The 17213-nt window shown below is 42.4% G+C and carries 8 protein-coding genes; 5 read left to right on the top strand and 3 right to left on the bottom strand.

Going from position 1 to position 17213, the window contains the following annotated elements:
• Window positions 1-162 precede the first annotated feature (162 nt).
• Window positions 163-1068 carry a chemotaxis protein gene (locus tag OCU87_RS23245; protein ID WP_062692440.1) on the bottom strand — a complete coding sequence of 302 codons (906 nt, stop codon included), beginning with the start codon at window positions 1066-1068 and terminating at the stop codon, window positions 163-165.
• A 556-nt stretch (window positions 1069-1624) separates the two neighbouring features.
• Here OCU87_RS23245 and OCU87_RS23240 point away from each other — a divergent pair.
• Complete coding sequence (locus tag OCU87_RS23240; protein ID WP_261858653.1) at window positions 1625-3622, top strand: methyl-accepting chemotaxis protein; 1998 nt, start codon at window positions 1625-1627, stop codon at window positions 3620-3622.
• Window positions 3623-3739: 117 nt separating this feature from the next.
• On the opposite strand, the gene OCU87_RS23235 is transcribed toward OCU87_RS23240, so the two are convergent.
• Entirely contained in the window at window positions 3740-5800 is a 2061-nt protein-coding gene (locus OCU87_RS23235; RefSeq protein ID WP_094957394.1) for a TonB-dependent receptor, read from the bottom strand.
• Between the two features lie 722 nt (window positions 5801-6522).
• Between OCU87_RS23235 and OCU87_RS23230 the strand changes: the two genes are divergently transcribed.
• The 3 genes from OCU87_RS23230 to pulA all read left to right on the top strand — a co-directional run bounded on the left by OCU87_RS23230 (window position 6523) and on the right by pulA (window position 13463).
• The gene (locus tag OCU87_RS23230) at window positions 6523-8559 is read left to right on the top strand and encodes a DUF885 domain-containing protein (protein WP_062692444.1); all 2037 of its coding nucleotides are present in this window, start codon (window positions 6523-6525) and stop codon (window positions 8557-8559) included.
• Between the two features lie 113 nt (window positions 8560-8672).
• Window positions 8673-9877, top strand: a protein-coding gene (locus OCU87_RS23225) for an IS3 family transposase (RefSeq protein WP_261858652.1) whose coding sequence is annotated in 2 segments (ribosomal slippage) — window positions 8673-9060 and window positions 9060-9877 — 1206 coding nt in all. Because the reading frame shifts where the segments join, the coding sequence is not laid out codon by codon here.
• Between the two features lie 259 nt (window positions 9878-10136).
• Window positions 10137-13463, top strand: a complete 3327-nt coding sequence (pulA, locus tag OCU87_RS23220) for a pullulanase-type alpha-1,6-glucosidase (protein WP_261858651.1) — start codon at window positions 10137-10139, stop codon at window positions 13461-13463.
• Window positions 13464-13588: 125 nt separating this feature from the next.
• Here pulA and OCU87_RS23215 read toward each other — a convergent pair whose 3' ends face one another.
• On the bottom strand, window positions 13589-15154 hold the full coding sequence (locus tag OCU87_RS23215; RefSeq protein ID WP_261858650.1) for an arylsulfatase: 1566 nt from the start codon (window positions 15152-15154) through the stop codon (window positions 13589-13591).
• Between the two features lie 425 nt (window positions 15155-15579).
• Here OCU87_RS23215 and OCU87_RS23210 point away from each other — a divergent pair, with 425 nt between their 5' ends.
• Window positions 15580-17127, top strand: coding sequence for an arylsulfatase (locus OCU87_RS23210; protein WP_261858649.1), 1548 nt, complete (start codon window positions 15580-15582; stop codon window positions 17125-17127).
• Window positions 17128-17213 lie beyond the last annotated feature (86 nt).

The following is a 17213-nucleotide window of genomic DNA, read 5'->3' as shown; positions in this document are numbered from 1 at the left end:
GTTATAAAGCGCCTACCGCATCTGCTTGATGTAACCAAATTGATAAGAACGTAGGTAGTAGGCTAGCTGCCAACAAAAAGCCCGAATTTACAGTGTAATTCGGGCTTTTGTTATTTATGTTGACCAATCTAGCTTCGTTTGTTTACGTGCTACTGGTTAGTATTAAGTTGTCGCTGTGGCTTCACGGCGTTTTTTAGCGCCACGCAACATCGCATGTATTAGCTCGTTGGCTTCAAACTTGGTTAATGCTTCATGTGCGCCGACTTGGAGTGCGCGCTCAACACAAATCTCACTTGATAATGAGGTGTGTAAAATCATGTAGGTATGGGCTAAATTCGGGGTGTTTTGCACTTCAAATGCTAATTCGTAACCGTCTAACCCCGGCATCTCTATATCACTGACTAGAATATCAACTGGATGGTTTGCTTGCGCTGATTTTTGCATGATACCGAGTGCATCATTACCGTTGGTTGCTACAAAATACGGAATGTTGATACTGTCGAGCGCATTACAAAGTTGACGGCGGGCAACGCCGGAATCATCCACGAGCAGTATACGCATGGGTTTGAGTTTTTCGCGATCAATATCCGTAAGGGTCGGGTACAAGGTACTTGGATCATTCGGGTTAAGGTGCGATAAAATTAATTCGACATCCAGTAATTGTACAAGATGATCTTCAACCTTAGTGATCCCTGTGACATAGGTATTGTTGCCTAATGTTTCAGGCGGTGGCGCAATCGCTTGCCAATCACATGCTGTGATCTTATCAATACCACGTACTAAGAAACCCACCGTCGTTCGGCTGCAGTCCGTAATGATAATGCTGCAATCCGAGAATTCGTCACGGCTGATTGGACGGTAGCCAATAGCTGAAGGCATGTCGATCAGCGGCATAGTCGTACCACGAATACACACAGCGCCTAGTACATGTTGCTGAGAGTAGGGCATAGAGGTGAAAGAGGTAAAAGGAACAATCTCTTGTACTTTCAGTGTACCCATCGCAAACATCTGTGCTTGCGATAAACGAAAGAGAAGTAATCCCTGTGATTGACTAGCCTTGCTTTTCATTCCTGTGCCTCGAATGCTGAAACGTTCCCAATACCCAATGATAATCTACTTTGCAACGTGTTGTAAGTAGAGGAAAAGTACTAAGTGATTAATCTATTGATATTTTATTACAGCGACCTTCTACTTGTTTTCTAAATATTACAGCTGTAGTGATAAGGCTTTATTTAGCATTGTCTGATTATTCTCCCCCACCTAATTAAATGTTCAGTAGAAAAAGCGCGAATAGGGAATGAAGACACAGGCCTTTAAAAGGAACCGAGTTAGATGATGAAAGCTGTCACATATTTTAAGCGGTTCATAAAGTGACTGGAAATATTAAGCATTAAATCTAAATAAATAACACTTTATGGGTAGCTTTGTTCGGTCAAAAAAATGGCAGCGGTCAACTTACTGACACTTAACATAGTAATATCTCGTTTTTGACAAATGCTTTTCATTTATTTGAAAAACATTGACATGGATCACATGCCAATTGTGAATATTTATCTGACAATATGTGCTTATATGTCTTTTTTGCTTGCTTATGTGAGCTCGTGTGAATATTTAAGGGTGATTCATGTTGAAAAAGTTGGCCTCTATCCGACTAAGCCAAGCCTTAGTGTTAATTTCGGGGATCCCTCTTTTTATCGTCTTGTTGTTGTTAACCAATCAGTATTGGCAAGCACAAGAGAAAAGTAATAATGCTGCGATTACTAGCGAAGCTATTACATTAATTAATTTGTTTGATGATGTTGCGCATAATTTTGCAGTTGAGCGTGGTTTGACGGCAGGCGTAATTGCGGCTAAAGGTCAGGGTTCACAAGTCGAGCAACTCAACCAGCAACGTCGCAAAGCAGATTCCGCAGAGCAGGCTTTACGTCAGTTCCAACCTGAATATTTACCCAAAGAAAGTGTACGTGAAATTAGCCGTGACGTACTGTCTTTACTAAGTAAGAAAAACAATATTCGTAGCCAAGTTGATAATCGGTCTATTGTTGATTCTCCTTTTGCGTTCTATTCCCATTTGAATCAGCTTGCGATAGATAATGTCCGTTTAGTTATTTCTGAAATTGATGATGCCACAATTAAGCGCGATAGCATTGGCTTGTTGTCTTTACTGATCATCAAAGAAGAGGCTGGTAAGGCGCGTGGTGCGTTAAATGGTGTTTTTGCCGCTGGTAAAACAGATGCGCAAGGCTACACCCGAATCAGTAATTATGTTGTGCAAGAAGGCTATGCACTGCGACAAGCGGAACTGCTTTTTACTGGGGAGCTACTTGGTTCACTTAATAGTACAAAAAATGCAGCAGTATGGCGTCAGGTTAATAATATTCAGACCCAATTTTTAGCACAGCAATCTTCGCTGGATAATATTAAAGGTCCACAAGCAACAAGTTGGTTTACATTAGCCACTGATCGTATCGGTATGATCAAATCTATTCGCGATCAAGTTACGACCCAATTAATGCAAGTGTCGGCTGATAATTTACATCAAGCCCAGCAGGCTAAAATGTTAGTCCTTGCTGGCTTACTCTTGATTGTGTTGCCAATAATTTTCATGACGAGTGTTTATATTCGCCTTATGAAGCGCCGAGTTAAAGCGGTGACAGATAAGCTACGCCAAATGACGGATCACAACGATTTGACGATCAGCCTAAGTGATGGCCATCATGATGAAATTGGTGCAATTTGCGGTAGTGTTGATGCGCTTATCCATGACATGGCGAAAATTATTGAAGGGGTCAACACGCTGGCAAATACGACCCAAGCGAGCCTACAGTTGGTGACTCATTCTGCGGAGCAAGCGAGTAATGCGAGTGAGCGAACGCAGCGCCGTTGTGAAAATATCGCAACCGCGATGACAGAAATGGCACAGACAAGCTCACAAGTGGCTAGTACCACGGTTGAAGCACAACAAAGTGCAGATGATGCGCGTCGTCATGCAGAAGCCAGTAACCAGCAAAGTGATTCTTCGTTCAACTCAGTGAATGAGCTAATTGAAGATATCGACAAAACGTATGGTCGTCTGGAATCACTAGAACAGCAGACGCAGAACGTTTCTGTGATCCTTGATACGATCAATGCGATTTCCGAGCAGACGAACTTGTTAGCACTGAACGCCGCAATTGAAGCTGCCCGCGCGGGTGAACAAGGTCGAGGTTTTGCCGTTGTTGCTGATGAAGTACGCACGCTTGCTGGGCGTAGTAAGCAATCGACAGAAGATATTCGCCATTTGCTTGATGAAATTTGTACCAATGCGACTGCATCGTTTGAGAACATGCAGCACAGTAAAGAGTTTAGTTTTAAAACACGTGATGTCGTGAGTGATACCAAACAATCAATCGATAAATTGCATGCTTTAGTGGATGAGATTAGTCATCACAATGCCAATATAGCGCAAGCAACAGAGCAACAGTCTGATACGGCTAAAACGGTTGATGCCGATATTGATGAGCTATTAGAGCTCGCAAATGCGTCAGGTGCACTAGTTGGTGAGATCAATAAAGAAATGCGTGACGTTGAAAGTCAAATGGCTGAGTTACTGGCGAAAACGCAAATGTTTAAGATGGCCTAAACGTTATATTAAATTACGCTATGCATTTAATTAAAATAAAAACGGCCCATTAGTTGGGCCGTTTTTTGTTAGCTATGTGCGAAACAAATGATTAGTGAGTGACGCTCTATTCTGTTATTAGAATTCGTAAGCCACAGATGCTTTCAGGTTTCGACCTGCTTCGTAGCTGGTGTATTTATCTGAACCCCATGAAATACCAAAGCCAGTATGCTCTGCGTATTTTTTGTTGAATAGGTTATCAACCGCTAGGTTCAGTGTTAGGTCTTTCGCGAACGATGGGTTGTATGCAGCCCATAGGTTGTGAGTAGAGAAGCCTTTACGCTCAATTTCTTCTTCTGAGTATTTACCTTTGCGGTCGATGCTTTTGTCTGTGTAGCTGTTGCTTGGTACGTAACGCGCATCCCAGCCGAATACGATATCTTCATCTAGGTGGTATTTAACACCTGCTTTGAAGTTGTGGATCCCTGTTTTATTCATTTGGCTTTCAACGCCTGTTTTCAGGTTAGTTTCTTGGCCTTTTGAGTAAGAGTGGTTTGCGTACAGATCAAAGTCACTCAAGCTGTAAGTAAATACCGTTTCTACACCCCAAACGTGGACATCATTTTGATTGGATAATGTGCTGTTATTTTTAGTTGGGTGGATTTGGTTATCAACATTATAACGGTAGGCTGTGAAACCAATAATAGAGCGATCGCTAGCCAACAAGTTAGTGAGGTTATAATCAAAACCGGCCTCGTAGTTGTGGCCTGTCATTGCTTTGGTTTCAGACTGTTTTACTTTTTCAGCTGGCTTCATCGTTAGTGCTTCTGGTAATGAAGCACCTTTGAAGATGCGACCGTAACCAACACGAAGTTTTAGCTCATCAGTTGCTTGGTATTCACCTTTAAACTTCGGAGACAGTTGACTGAAGTTACCGTCAAATACACCGCCTAGTTGGTGAATGTCGTAACGTAAACCTGTGGTTAAACGGAATTGGCTGAATTCAAACATGTCTTGCACATACAAGCCATGTGCCGTGACTGTACCGCCATCCATTGCGTACTTTTGGGTTTGACCTTTACGCGTACCAGATACGATTTTACCGTCTTCAGCATCAATCCATTGTTTTGCATGGTAGGCTTCATAGCCATAAGTGATCTGGTGATCGCCAATCCAAGATATGTTTCGAATATCACCACCTACAGTGGTTACGTTATATTCACGCTTTGGAATGTCGACTTTGCCGTCTTTAATCCAATCGCCATTCGCATCCTTATCCCACAATACGTCGGTCAATTGATCACGATCCATGTACTGGCGGTTGTAATACAGTTGGGTTTTTAGATTAAGTAAATCACTGCCTGCATCATAGTGGTGCTGGAAGGTGACTGTATCGCGACTGATAGCGTTATATTTGTGTTCATCATCAGCGTATAACGCGCCATTTTTTTCACCAGAGAGTTGACGCTTACCACCGTCACTATAGTGATTCACACTCAATTTGAATTCATTGTTATCATTCGGCATATAAACCAGTTTAGCTAAACCTGATTTCAATTCACCTTGCTTTGAGCTGACTTTGTCGTGATCTGGAATATAAAGGTCGCCATCTTCAGACCAGTGACCAATACCCATGAATTGCCATTGGTCGTTAAGCTTGGTGTAAACAGAAACATTCACCCCTTTACGTTCGTAAGCACTTTGGTAGTTTGTTTTTACACGCGCACCAAAACGCTCACCTTCTTTAAGTAAGTCATCTGGGTCTTTCGTTTCATAACTAAACGAGCCGTTAATCACACCTGCACCACTTAATGCTGAGTTTGCACCCAGTTCAATTTCGGCGACTTTTAAAAGTGCTGGATCAATAGTTTGATCGCCTGAGTGGTGGAACAATTGGCCTTCTTGGCGTGCACCATCAATGGTAACAACGGCATATTTGTCTTCCATACCACGGATAAATACTTTGCGAGAATAGCGGGCATTGCCATCGACTGTCACGCTTGGCATGGTATTTAAAATATCTTTAATATCAGACGCTTGCTTTTGTTCGAGCGTTTCAGAATCGATGGAGGTTTGGATATGAGTGTCAAGGGCTGAGCCAGTAACAACGATGGTCTCTTCTTTTTGTGTATCTGCAGCAATCGCTGCGGTTGAGGCTAATGTGGCTGCAATGGCCACTGAAAGTAATTTTAGTTTCATAGTTATATTTGTAATGGCTGTCCGTAAGTGAGAGCGCATTCTTACATGCAGTGAGTTGATAATCGTTATCATTTACTTTATTTACATTCAGATACATTTGGCGTCAAAAAGGATTATAAACGTACTTCAACAAGACAACTTATTGAAATAGAATACGTATTTCAATAATATTGCATTTTAAATGCCACTTAATGATTCGGACATGACATTGTTAGTTTCAAGGAGAAGAGATGAGTTTTAAATCGGTTTATTTTTACTTTCTGGGTTTTGCATTAGTACTTTCTATGGCTGTGCCATTTGCTATTTTTGCGTAGTTTTATCTTTAGCTAGTTACTTTAAGAAAAGGTCGCGTTGCGGCCTTTTTTGAACTCGGGGGCAAGAAAATGCTTTTATTCATTTAAATGAAAAACTATGAAGGGCTAGGTCACGTTTTGTACGACTTTTGTGAGGCTGCTTTAAACTTTGGAAAATAATACCATTGAGGTATTTTTAAAATATTCATCAATATTACTGTATTATCCGCTCGCTATATATATTACCCGCTTCTGCTTAATATTCTTTCGAATATTAACGCATTAATAAATTCACTCCTTTTATGGGTATTGATTCAGTCATATCTACCGTGAGTGTATTCACATAATTGATGGCATTCTTACTTTAGGATTATTTCGCACTAAACACCACGTGTAGATACGATCATAAAGACAATAAGGAAAATAGTCATGAAAAAGAGATACCATCGTATATCGGTAATTGCGGCTTCAATTGTTGCTTCATTTGCACTTGCCGGTTGTAACGATGATTCATCAAGTACCAATACGGATAGCAAAGACTCTAAAGTTGCTATGCATGCGGTTTTTGATGATTATCAATCAGATATGAAAGAATTAGATGGCTCGGCTCTTGGTCAGGTCACTGATGAAATGGCAGCATCTCGACAAGTGCTAGATAAGAAATACTTGGCTGAATTAGAGAAAGTAGATCGTAATCAGTTGTCGGATGAAGATAAAATTTATTATGACACCTTTAAGTTTGATCGTGATTTAGCTATTCGTGGCGGTGACTTACCTAATCAACGTTTTGGTACTTTTGATATTCCAAGTACTCACTTTTATAACTATATAGAAAGTAATGCAGAATACGCAGGAAAAGAATTAAAGACAGTTAAAGAGTATCAAGATCACTTGGCGGTTGTGCAAGATTATACAAGATGGGTTACCAACCTTCATGACCAATATATTCAAGGTCAGGTTGAGAACACACAATTACCGAAAGTATTGATTGACCGTTATGTAGCGAGTTCTGCTGAGTTAATTAAAGACACCGATGACGCTATGTTGAAAGTGGGTTTAACCCATTTAAAAACATTGGCAGGTGATGATGATAAATTATTAGTTCTACAATATGAACGAGCTGTTGATGAAGCGCTGGCTGCAAGTAAGGCTATTGTTACTTACTTAGCTGGTGATTATAAAACAGCGGCACGTGGTACTGCGGGCGATATTACGGATAAAAACATTGGTTGGGGTGACTTACCGAACGGTAAAGTGTGGTACCAATGGCAACTTGATCGCAACAGTACTACAGGTAAATCAGCCGATGAGCTAAATAAACTGGGTGAAGATTTGGTGGCTGATGCGAAAGCTGAAATGGAGCGTGTAGCCCGTTTTATTGCAGATAAGCACAGTACAGATACGCTTACGGCTAAGTGGCTTGATGATAAAGGCGCAGAACAAACAGCAAGCTATAAAGTCATTAATGCAGACAAAACGGTTAACTTGTCTAACTTCTTCGATTACTTAAATTCAGAAGCCTTCTTCTACGGCCGTGACGGACGAACAATTAGCGGTACTGAATATGCTAAAGCGTGTGAAGTTGCTTCATCTAAGACTGCTTGTGAAGCAGCCTTAACCGATTACTATAAATTTAAAAATGACGCTAATGATGTTGTCGCTAAATACTTCAAAGCAATTAAAACAGATTATAAAATTGTACCGATTGCTGCCGAACGTGAGCTTTATGATGGCGTAGCTTCTTACAGTGGTAGTTCAACATCGTTTAACTTAAACACTAACCCTAAATACAGCCTACAAAAATGGAATGTCTCTACCTTACTTCTTCATGAAGCAGCACCAGGTCACCACTTCCAAAATGCGTACTCGTTAGAATATCCACCTGCAGACAAACCTGAATATATTAAAGGTGTTTGGTACACCGCTTACGCAGAAGGTTGGGCGTTATACACCGAATGGCTTGGTCTAGAAATGGGCATTTACGGTGAGCTAAATGCTAACGGTAAACCGACATTTAAAGATGGCACGGGTATGTGTAAGACAACAGGTGTTGATTACACTAGTTTCCAAGGTGGTATTTATGCTGATGCGGAAGAGTGTAATGCGATTCAGTACTTCGGTAGCTTGAATGAAGCGCAATTACGAAATATGCGTTTGGCTGTGGACACTGGTATTCACGCTAAAGGCTGGAGTATTCAAGATGCGCGTAATTACATGGATGCAAACTCGGCGCTTGGTGATGGTGATATTGCATCTGAAAGTTTCCGTTATGCAGCTTATGTTGGCCAAGCGGTATCTTATAAATCAGGCTATTTAGTAATTAAAGAAATGCTTGAAAAAGCACAATCTGAGTTGGGCAGCAACTTTAGCTGGATTGAATTCCATGACCAACTATTGAAATACGGTGATCAGCCAATGGAAGTGGTTGAAACCAGTATTACCAATTGGATTGCGAGCAAAAAATAACCTGAGTCACACTTTGTAATTAAATAAGAGGCTGCTAAATGCAGCCTCTTTTTTTTGTATTGTACCGTCCTAAATATGGTTGACACATTTCCAACATGAAATTGGAGAGTGTCATGAAAACAACAAGTAGACGTACTCAACGAGATTATTCTCTTGCCTTTAAATTGGCAGTCGTAAGCCAAGTTGAAAAAGGCGAAATGACTTATAAGCAAGCTCAAGAGCGTTATGGGATCCAAGGTCGCTCTACCGTTTTAGTTTGGCTTCGCAAACATGGTCAACTAGATTGGTCTAAAGGAATAGAACAATCGAGAGCGTTAGGAGCGACTATGTCAAACCCTTCCTCAACTCAAACCCCAGAGCAACGAATCAAAGAACTCGAGCAGCAATTGGAAGAGACTCAGCTCAAAGCTGAGTTCTTTGAAGCGGTAGTAAAAGTCATGGATCGAGATTTCGGTGTCCGAATCTCAAAGAAGCGCAAGGCCGAGTTATTAAGGAAAAAACGGTCAGAAAGTTGACCGTCACTAAAGCTTGTCACTTCATAGGTATTACACGACAAGCTTTCTACAAGCGCTGTGTTGCAGAAATTCATCAAACAAAGAAAGATGAATCAGTACTCGGTTTTGTGAAGGAGCAAAGGATGATGCACCCTCGTATAGGGACTCGTAAGATCAAGTATTTACTTGCTCAGAACGATATTGAAATCGGGCGAGACCGCTTATTCTCTCTGTTGAGAATGAATCGATTATTAGTGCAAAATCGAAGGGCTTATCATCGAACCACAAACAGTAATCATCGCTTTTACTGCCATCCAAATCGAATCAAAGAAGGCTTAATACCGGAAAGACCAGAGCAATTATGGGTTGCCGATATTACTTATCTAGCAACGCGACGTGGTAGTACTTATCTCAGTTTAGTGACGGACGCTTACTCAAGAAAAATCGTGGGCTATCACATAGGTGATGATATGAAAGCTCGCACGGTCAAGCAGGCCTTTTTAAACGCGTTGAAAGAGCGGAAGAATACAGGTGAGCTTGTTCATCACTCAGATCGAGGTGTTCAGTACTGCTCTGTTGAATACCAAGAGTTGCATCGACAGTATGATGTATCTTGCTCAATGACTGATGGCTATGACTGTTATCAGAATGCGTTGGCAGAGAGGATCAACGGAATACTGAAGATGGAGTATCTGTTGAATAAGCCGAATGATTTAGATGAAGCAAAGAAAATGGTCGCCGAATCAGTAAAAATCTATAATGAATATAGGCCTCACACAGCTCTAAAATACAAAACGCCCGATGAAATACATCGAGCGTTTTAGTCAATCAAGTGTCAACCCATATCAGGACGGGTCATATTAATAGTCATGGCAGAGCAGAACGCTAATCTGCGGCAATAAACATGAGCCTCGCAACATTTTGTACGGTGAGGTGATTTTTGGTGTACCCCTACAAAGGGTGAGTGCCTGCCCATAAAAAGTAATAAAACGCTGCTGTTTTAAAGAAGATTGCACATATCACAGTTTGCATGACACGAAATTTCATATCTTTGTCCAAAATCCAATAACAAGGGAATGAAACGTGAAATTTACTCTGTCTAAAACGGCACAAATTATAATCCCATTACTCTACGCAACAGCACTAACGGGATGTAATAGCAGTGATGATAATAACAGTGGTAACAAGGACAGTTATTTTGATACCACTAATCCGCCACAAATAAATATCGTAATTCCTGAAACATCAGGCCCTATCGCGAAACTAAAAGCCACAGGTAAAGTGGATGAGCCTGCTAAAGCGGGTAATGGTGAGGCTGTTTTATATTTAGTTGAAAAAGCCCCTGAAGGAGCATCAGCTAAGACTTCGTCGAAAGATTATAGTGATTACAACTTATACATTTGGAATGATGATACGTGTAAACGAGCGGGTAAAACCTTAATTGATCATGACTGGAGTAAAGTCGTCAATACGCCGACAGGTTCTGATAGTAACGGCCCGTACTGGAAGTTACCACTGCAAAACGCTTCGCCAAACTGTATGAACATCATAGTAAGAAAAGGGACAGATAAACTTTCCGAAAATGTGAAGTTTGATTTTGACACTATTACCGATCGTACTGGTTCATTAACCCCTGGTGTGACCGAACCTTATGATAGCCGCGAAGAAGCCTTCTTGTCGTTGGCGGGTGTTGCCAATGCTGAAGCGCACCTAGTGGATGCACATACTTTAGTGTGGGACGGTGCGACAGGGGCAAAAGATGTGCGCTTGTATCTATCGCTCGCATCAGATGTGGAACCTAAAGGTGATAATTACCAGTTTACTAACCAATATATTGAATTATCTGCAGGTACACTTTCAGTTGAAGCGTCAAGAAAATACCCGCAGTTTGCGAACAAAACGGCTTACAGCATAGATCCTAAAATCAATATGCGTCCGATTGTGAAAGCTGAATTAGTGGCTATTGCAGTTGATGACAAAGGCGATGTGCTTGCTGCAACTAAAGTACAGTCGGCGGGCAGTTTAGATAATCTGTTTGCAGATAAAGCAAAAGATATCGAACTTGGCGCAATTACAGACGGTATTAACACCAGTTTCCGATTATGGGCACCATCGGCACAAAACGTGGTTGCTGTACTGTTTAATCAAGACAAAAAAGAACTGGGCCGATTACAAATGGCTTATCAGGCTGAGTCTGGTGTATGGTCGGTGAATACCAATCAAGCACCGAGCGGTACTTACTATCGTTACCTAGTGAATGTTGTCCATCCAGTTTCAAGTAAGGTGGAAAGCTATCAGGTGACTGACCCGTATGCATTGAGTTTATCTCGCAACTCTGAATACAGCCAAGTCGTTAATTTGAATGATCCCGCATTAAAACCTGCTGGTTGGGACAGCTTAAAAGCGCCTATTGCTCAAGACAATCCTGCGAAGTTCGTGATTTATGAGTCACATGTCCGCGATTTTTCTGCTCTAGATGAATCCGTACCTGCCGAAGACCGCGGTAAATTCACCGCATTTACCGATGATGATAGTGCACCTGTACAACATCTAAAATCGCTCAGCGAAAGTGGTGTGACTCACTTACATTTATTGCCTATTTTTGATATTGCGACCATCGAAGAAGATCCGTCAAAAGTTGCGAATATCGATGAGTCTTTCAGTAAGTTATGTAACGTCAATAAAGCGATTACTACGTCGCGCTTTAGCAACTATTGCATGTCTGGTTTGACGATTGCTGAAGTACTTGAAATCGAGCGCGATAACGATACACCCGCCAATCCAGTTGTTCAGGAGTTGAACCGTTATGTTTCTTCTACTGATGGATTCAACTGGGGATATGACCCATTCCATTACACAGTGCCTGAAGGTTCGTACTCGACTAATCCAGAGGGAACACAACGGATTCTTGAAACCCGTGAAATGATCCAATCGATTAAAGAAAATATTGGAATGAACGTGGTGATGGATGTGGTGTATAACCATACGAATGCCGCTGGCCCTACGGCTGACACATCGGTATTGGATAAGATTGTACCTTGGTACTACAACCGTTTAGACCCAGTAACAGGGCAGGTGAAAAATTCCACCTGTTGTTCTAATACGGCTCCTGAAAATGCCATGATGGCCAAGTTAATTAAAGATTCGCTGGTGGTTTGGGCGCGTGATTACAAGATTGATTCATTCCGCTTTGACTTAATGGGTCATCACCCGTTAGCACAAATCGAAGAGTCGCTTGAAGCGGTAAAACGTGTTGACCCAAATACTTACTTCTATGGTGAAGGCTGGAACTTTGGTGAAGTAGAAAACGACAAGTTGTTTGTGCAAGCGACGCAAAAACACTTAGGTGGAACCGGTATTGGTAGCTTCTCGGATCGCCTACGTGATGCCGTTCGTGGTGGTGGCCCATTTGATAGTGGTGATGCGCTGCGAACTAATAAAGGGTTTGGTAATGGTGTGAACGACCAAACTGATGCTGATGTTGTTAAATCACGCCTTCATCTAGCGGATTTGACGCGTTTAGGTATGGCTGGGAATATCAAAACATTCACGTTTATTGATGCTACCGGCAAGGCAATCACGGGTAAGCAGCTGGATTATAACGGTCAAGCTGCAGGCTATGCCGATGATCCTACAGAGGTGCAGAATTACGTGTCGAAACACGATAACCAAACGTTGTGGGATAACACCCAGTATAAAGCGCCAGATGCAACATCGATTGATACACGTGTACGTATGCAAGCCGTGTCGTTAGCAACCGCAATGTTAGGTCAAGGCGTGCCATTTACTCATATGGGTTCGGATTTATTGCGTTCTAAATCAATGCAGCGAGATTCTTACGATTCTGGTGATTGGTATAACCATGTTGATTTTACTTACCAAGGTAATAATTGGAACAAGGGCTTACCGCGTAAAGATAAAGATAGTGATAACTACGATGCAATCAATGACGTTATTACTCGCAGCGGTTTGGATGCACAGCCTGCACCTGAAAACATTCAAGATATGGCGGTGTACTACAAAGAAATGGCAGCACTACGTAAAGCTTACCCATTACTGACTTTAGGTAAAGGCAGTGAAGTGAACAAACGTATCGATTTTCACAATACAGGACCAAAACAACAGCCAGGTTTAATTGTGATGAGCATCGATAACGGTATTGGTGCGGGTGTCGATATTGATCCTAAGAAAGACGCTTTAGTCGTGGCGATTAATGCGTCAAGTACTTCTAAAACCTTTACCCTCAAAGGGGTTAAAGGGCTACAAGTGAGTGCACTACACCATTCTGATTTAGCCAAAGGTGCCAAAGCAGACGGTGAAGTGTTAACGATCCCTGCGTGGACGCCAGTGGTATTTGTCATGCCTCGCGCAGCGCAACGCGGAACGGGTATCCCTGTTATTGGTAAATAAGTTCTAGCAATATTTACGATAACATTTAAGAAGAAAGCGCCTGTTAGCAATGAGAGCGCCTATCAGCAATGATAGGCGCTTTTTATTTAACTATTCGTTATCTCTACGAATGAGCTTAGAGGTTATTACTTCATCGTCGCTACTTTCTTTTGTAGCTCATCAAGTTGATTCATTTTGGCTTTAAGACCTAGCGATTGGTAGTTAATGCTAGCTGGGTTCATGATCGCACCTTGCTGCATTGGGTAATCTGGTAATGTTTGGAAGAACTCACCTAGCACGTCTTGAATTGGTACGAATAACCACATGTTATCTGCCATCCAACGTAGGTACATGCCTGATTCGTGTGGTGCTTTTTCAAATGGGTCTGCACGTAGGTGGATGATCTTCGGCCAGTTTGGTGAGAAACGTACGGCGTCAGTAATGTTACCTTCAAGCGTTGCGAAGTGCAGTTTCCAGTCATTCCAGCGCACGGCATTTAATTCGCCATTCGCTGTAAAGTAGAGTAGTGAATCACGTGGGCCTTTTTCTTCTTTACCTTGGAAGTAAGGTTTAAAGTTGTAGCCATCAATGTGTACTTTCCACTCTTTACCATTGGCTTTATAGCCTTTCGCAAGTTTCTCTTTCACATCGTCAACGCCAGCGGCAGCAAGCAAGGTTGGTAGCCAATCTTGGTGCGCCATCATCTCGTTGATTTTAGTGCCCGGTTCAATGACGCCAGGCCAGCGAACAAGCTGAGGAACACGCATCCCGCCTTCCCATGTTGTGCCTTTTTCACCGTGGAATGGTGTCGCACCGCCGTCAGGCCAAGATACGGTTTCAGCACCGTTATCGGTTGAGTAAATAACTATGGTGTTATCGGCTACGCCAAGATCATCAAGTTTGTCTAATAAGATGCCGACTTGGTCATCGTGCTCTAACATGCCATCGGCATAGATGCTGATACCTGATTTGCCTTGGTACTTCTCTTGAAGGCGCGTCCAAACGTGCATACGTGTGGTGTTGTGCCAAATGAAGAAAGGTTTGTCGGCTTTCACCGCTTTTTCCATAAATGCCAGTGACGTTTCTAGGAACTCTTCATCAGCATGCTCCATGCGCTTGCGCGTCATTGGGCCTGTGTCTTCAATCTTGCCGTCAGCGAAAGACTTGATAACGCCACGTGGGCCATAGTTCTTGCGGAACTCTGGATCTTTCGGGTAGTAGTAAGTTTCAGGCTCTTCTTCTGCGTTTAAGTGGTAAAGGTTACCAAAGAATTCATCAAAACCGTGGTTAGTGGGTAGGTGTTTATCTTGGTCACCAAGGTGGTTTTTACCAAATTGCGCCGTCATGTAACCTTGGTCTTTCAAAAGGTCGGCAATGGTTGGGGCCCAGTCAGGAATGCCCTGATCTGAACCTGGCATACCAATAGTTAACAAGCCGGTACGAAACGGTTCTTGGCCGGTTATGAACGCGGCACGCCCCGCAGTACAAGATTGCTGACCATAGTGATCAGTGAATAGTGCACCTTCATTCGCGATACGGTCGATGTTGGGGGTTTCGTACCCCATCATGCCTTGGTTGTAAGCACTGATGTTCCAGTAACCGACATCATCGCCGAAGATAGCAAGGATGTTTGGCTGATCTGCCGCAACTGCTGCGCCAGACGTTGCCAGCACACCAATACTGACGGCCAGTTTGCTCATTTGGTAAGCCATAAAAACTCCAAATTAGTTAAGAGTTGAAAGTGAAGCACAAGTAAGCGCCTGTGCTGTCGTTGGCTAATAAGTTAATGATGTAATTGAAAATTGTCGCTTTATAGTGGTTATAAACAATAGTTATAGTGACTTGTTAACTCGCTGTATTCATTGGTTTTACCATTGAATTCTATCAAGAGTGCTTTCGAGTAAAGCGAGATTTAGATCACGCATGCCTATTTCGAATACCTTCTAAAAATAAAGAATCCATTCCTTGTTAATACCTTGCTGCGGTTTATTTGCTTGTGAGAGTGATCTGGTTTTTAGTGAAGCGGGTAGAAGCATAGATATGCGTCTTCTGTGCATGAAGTGATTCGCAATTGTTTATTTTGTGAACTATATCTTTTTGTGCAGGAAGCTTATTTCTATTGGAGATAGAGGTTTATATGACAGCGAAATATGGCGTTAAACGCCGATTAGCGATTCTTGCCGCCGCTTGGATTGGCGCGACAAGTAGCAGCATCGCAGCAGAAAAACCGAACATATTGGTTATTTGGGGGGACGATATTGGGCAAACCAATATTAGTGCTTACACCTTTGGCTTAGTTGGATACAAAACACCGAATATCGACAGTATTGCCAAAGAAGGCATGATGTTTACGGATTACTATGGTGAACAATCTTGCACCGCGGGTCGTTCTACTTTCATCACGGGTCAATCGGTACTGCGAACAGGTTTAAGTAAAGTGGGGTTACCTGGCGCGGATTTAGGCTTACAAGCAGAAGACGCTACCATCGCGGAAATGCTGAAACCCCTTGGCTACATGACAGGGCAGTTCGGTAAAAACCACCTAGGTGACAAAGACGAACATCTTCCATCGAACCACGGCTTCGACGAATTTTTTGGCAACCTTTATCATTTGAACGCCGAGGAAGAACCTGAGAATGTTGATTACCCGAAAGACCCTGAATTTCGTAAAAAATTCGGCCCTCGTGGGGTAATTAAATCTTATGCAGATGGCAAAATCGAAGATACGGGCCCATTAACACGTAAGCGGATGGAAACGGTCGATGATGAAACCCTTGATGCCGCATTAGACTTCATGGATCGCGCAGTTAAAGCTGAAAAACCTTTCTTTGTTTGGTGGAATGCGACTCGAATGCATTTCCGTACGCATGTGAAAGCTGAAAACTCAGGGAAAACAGGGATCAGTTTTTATGCAGACGGTATGGTTGAGCATGATAATCATGTGGGGGTACTACTGAAAAAAGTTGATGACTTGGGCATCAAAGATAGCACCATCGTTTTTTACTCGACGGATAACGGCCCACATATGAATTCATGGCCTGATGCAGGCTTGACGCCATTCCGTGGTGAGAAAAATACCAACTGGGAAGGGGCATATCGCGTACCTGCTATGGTACGTTGGCCGGGTAAGATCGAACCAGGATCTGTCTCTAATGAAATCATGCACCACATGGACTGGATGCCAACATTAGTGGCAGCCGCAGGTGATGACAAAATTAAAGAAAAACTGCTAGACGGTTACAGCGCGGGTGATAAGAAATTCAAAGTGCACCTTGATGGCTATAACTTCCTGCCTTACCTAACGGGTACCGAAGAAAAAGGGCCGCGTGAAGAGATTTTCTACTTCACCGATGATGGCGATTTGAGTTCACTGCGTTACCACAATTGGAAAATTGTATTCCTAGAGCAGCGCGCGAAAGGGACCTTACGTATTTGGGCTGAACCCTTCACCCCATTGCGTGTACCTAAGATCTTCAACTTGCGTATGGACCCATACGAAATCGCTGATGTGACTTCTAATACTTACTATGATTGGATGTTAGATCGCGCGTACATGCTAGTGCCAGCGCAAGCATATGTTGGTAAATTTTTGGAAACCTTCCAAGAGTTCCCTCCAAGACAAGAAGCGGCCAGTTTCTCGCTTGATCAAGTGATGGAGAAACTGAAAGAAAATCCGAATAAGTAATTTTTATCGCAATAGCAAGGGCTCTTCGGAGCCCTTTCTTTATGGTAAATATGCTAATGGCTTGTCTAAAAAGAAGAATCTTTTCT

Source organism: Photobacterium sanguinicancri (assembly GCF_024346675.1).
Taxonomy (GTDB): domain Bacteria; phylum Pseudomonadota; class Gammaproteobacteria; order Enterobacterales; family Vibrionaceae; genus Photobacterium; species Photobacterium sanguinicancri.
Note: the sequence above shows the minus strand (reverse complement) of the source record. Positions and strands in the feature narration are given on the sequence as shown.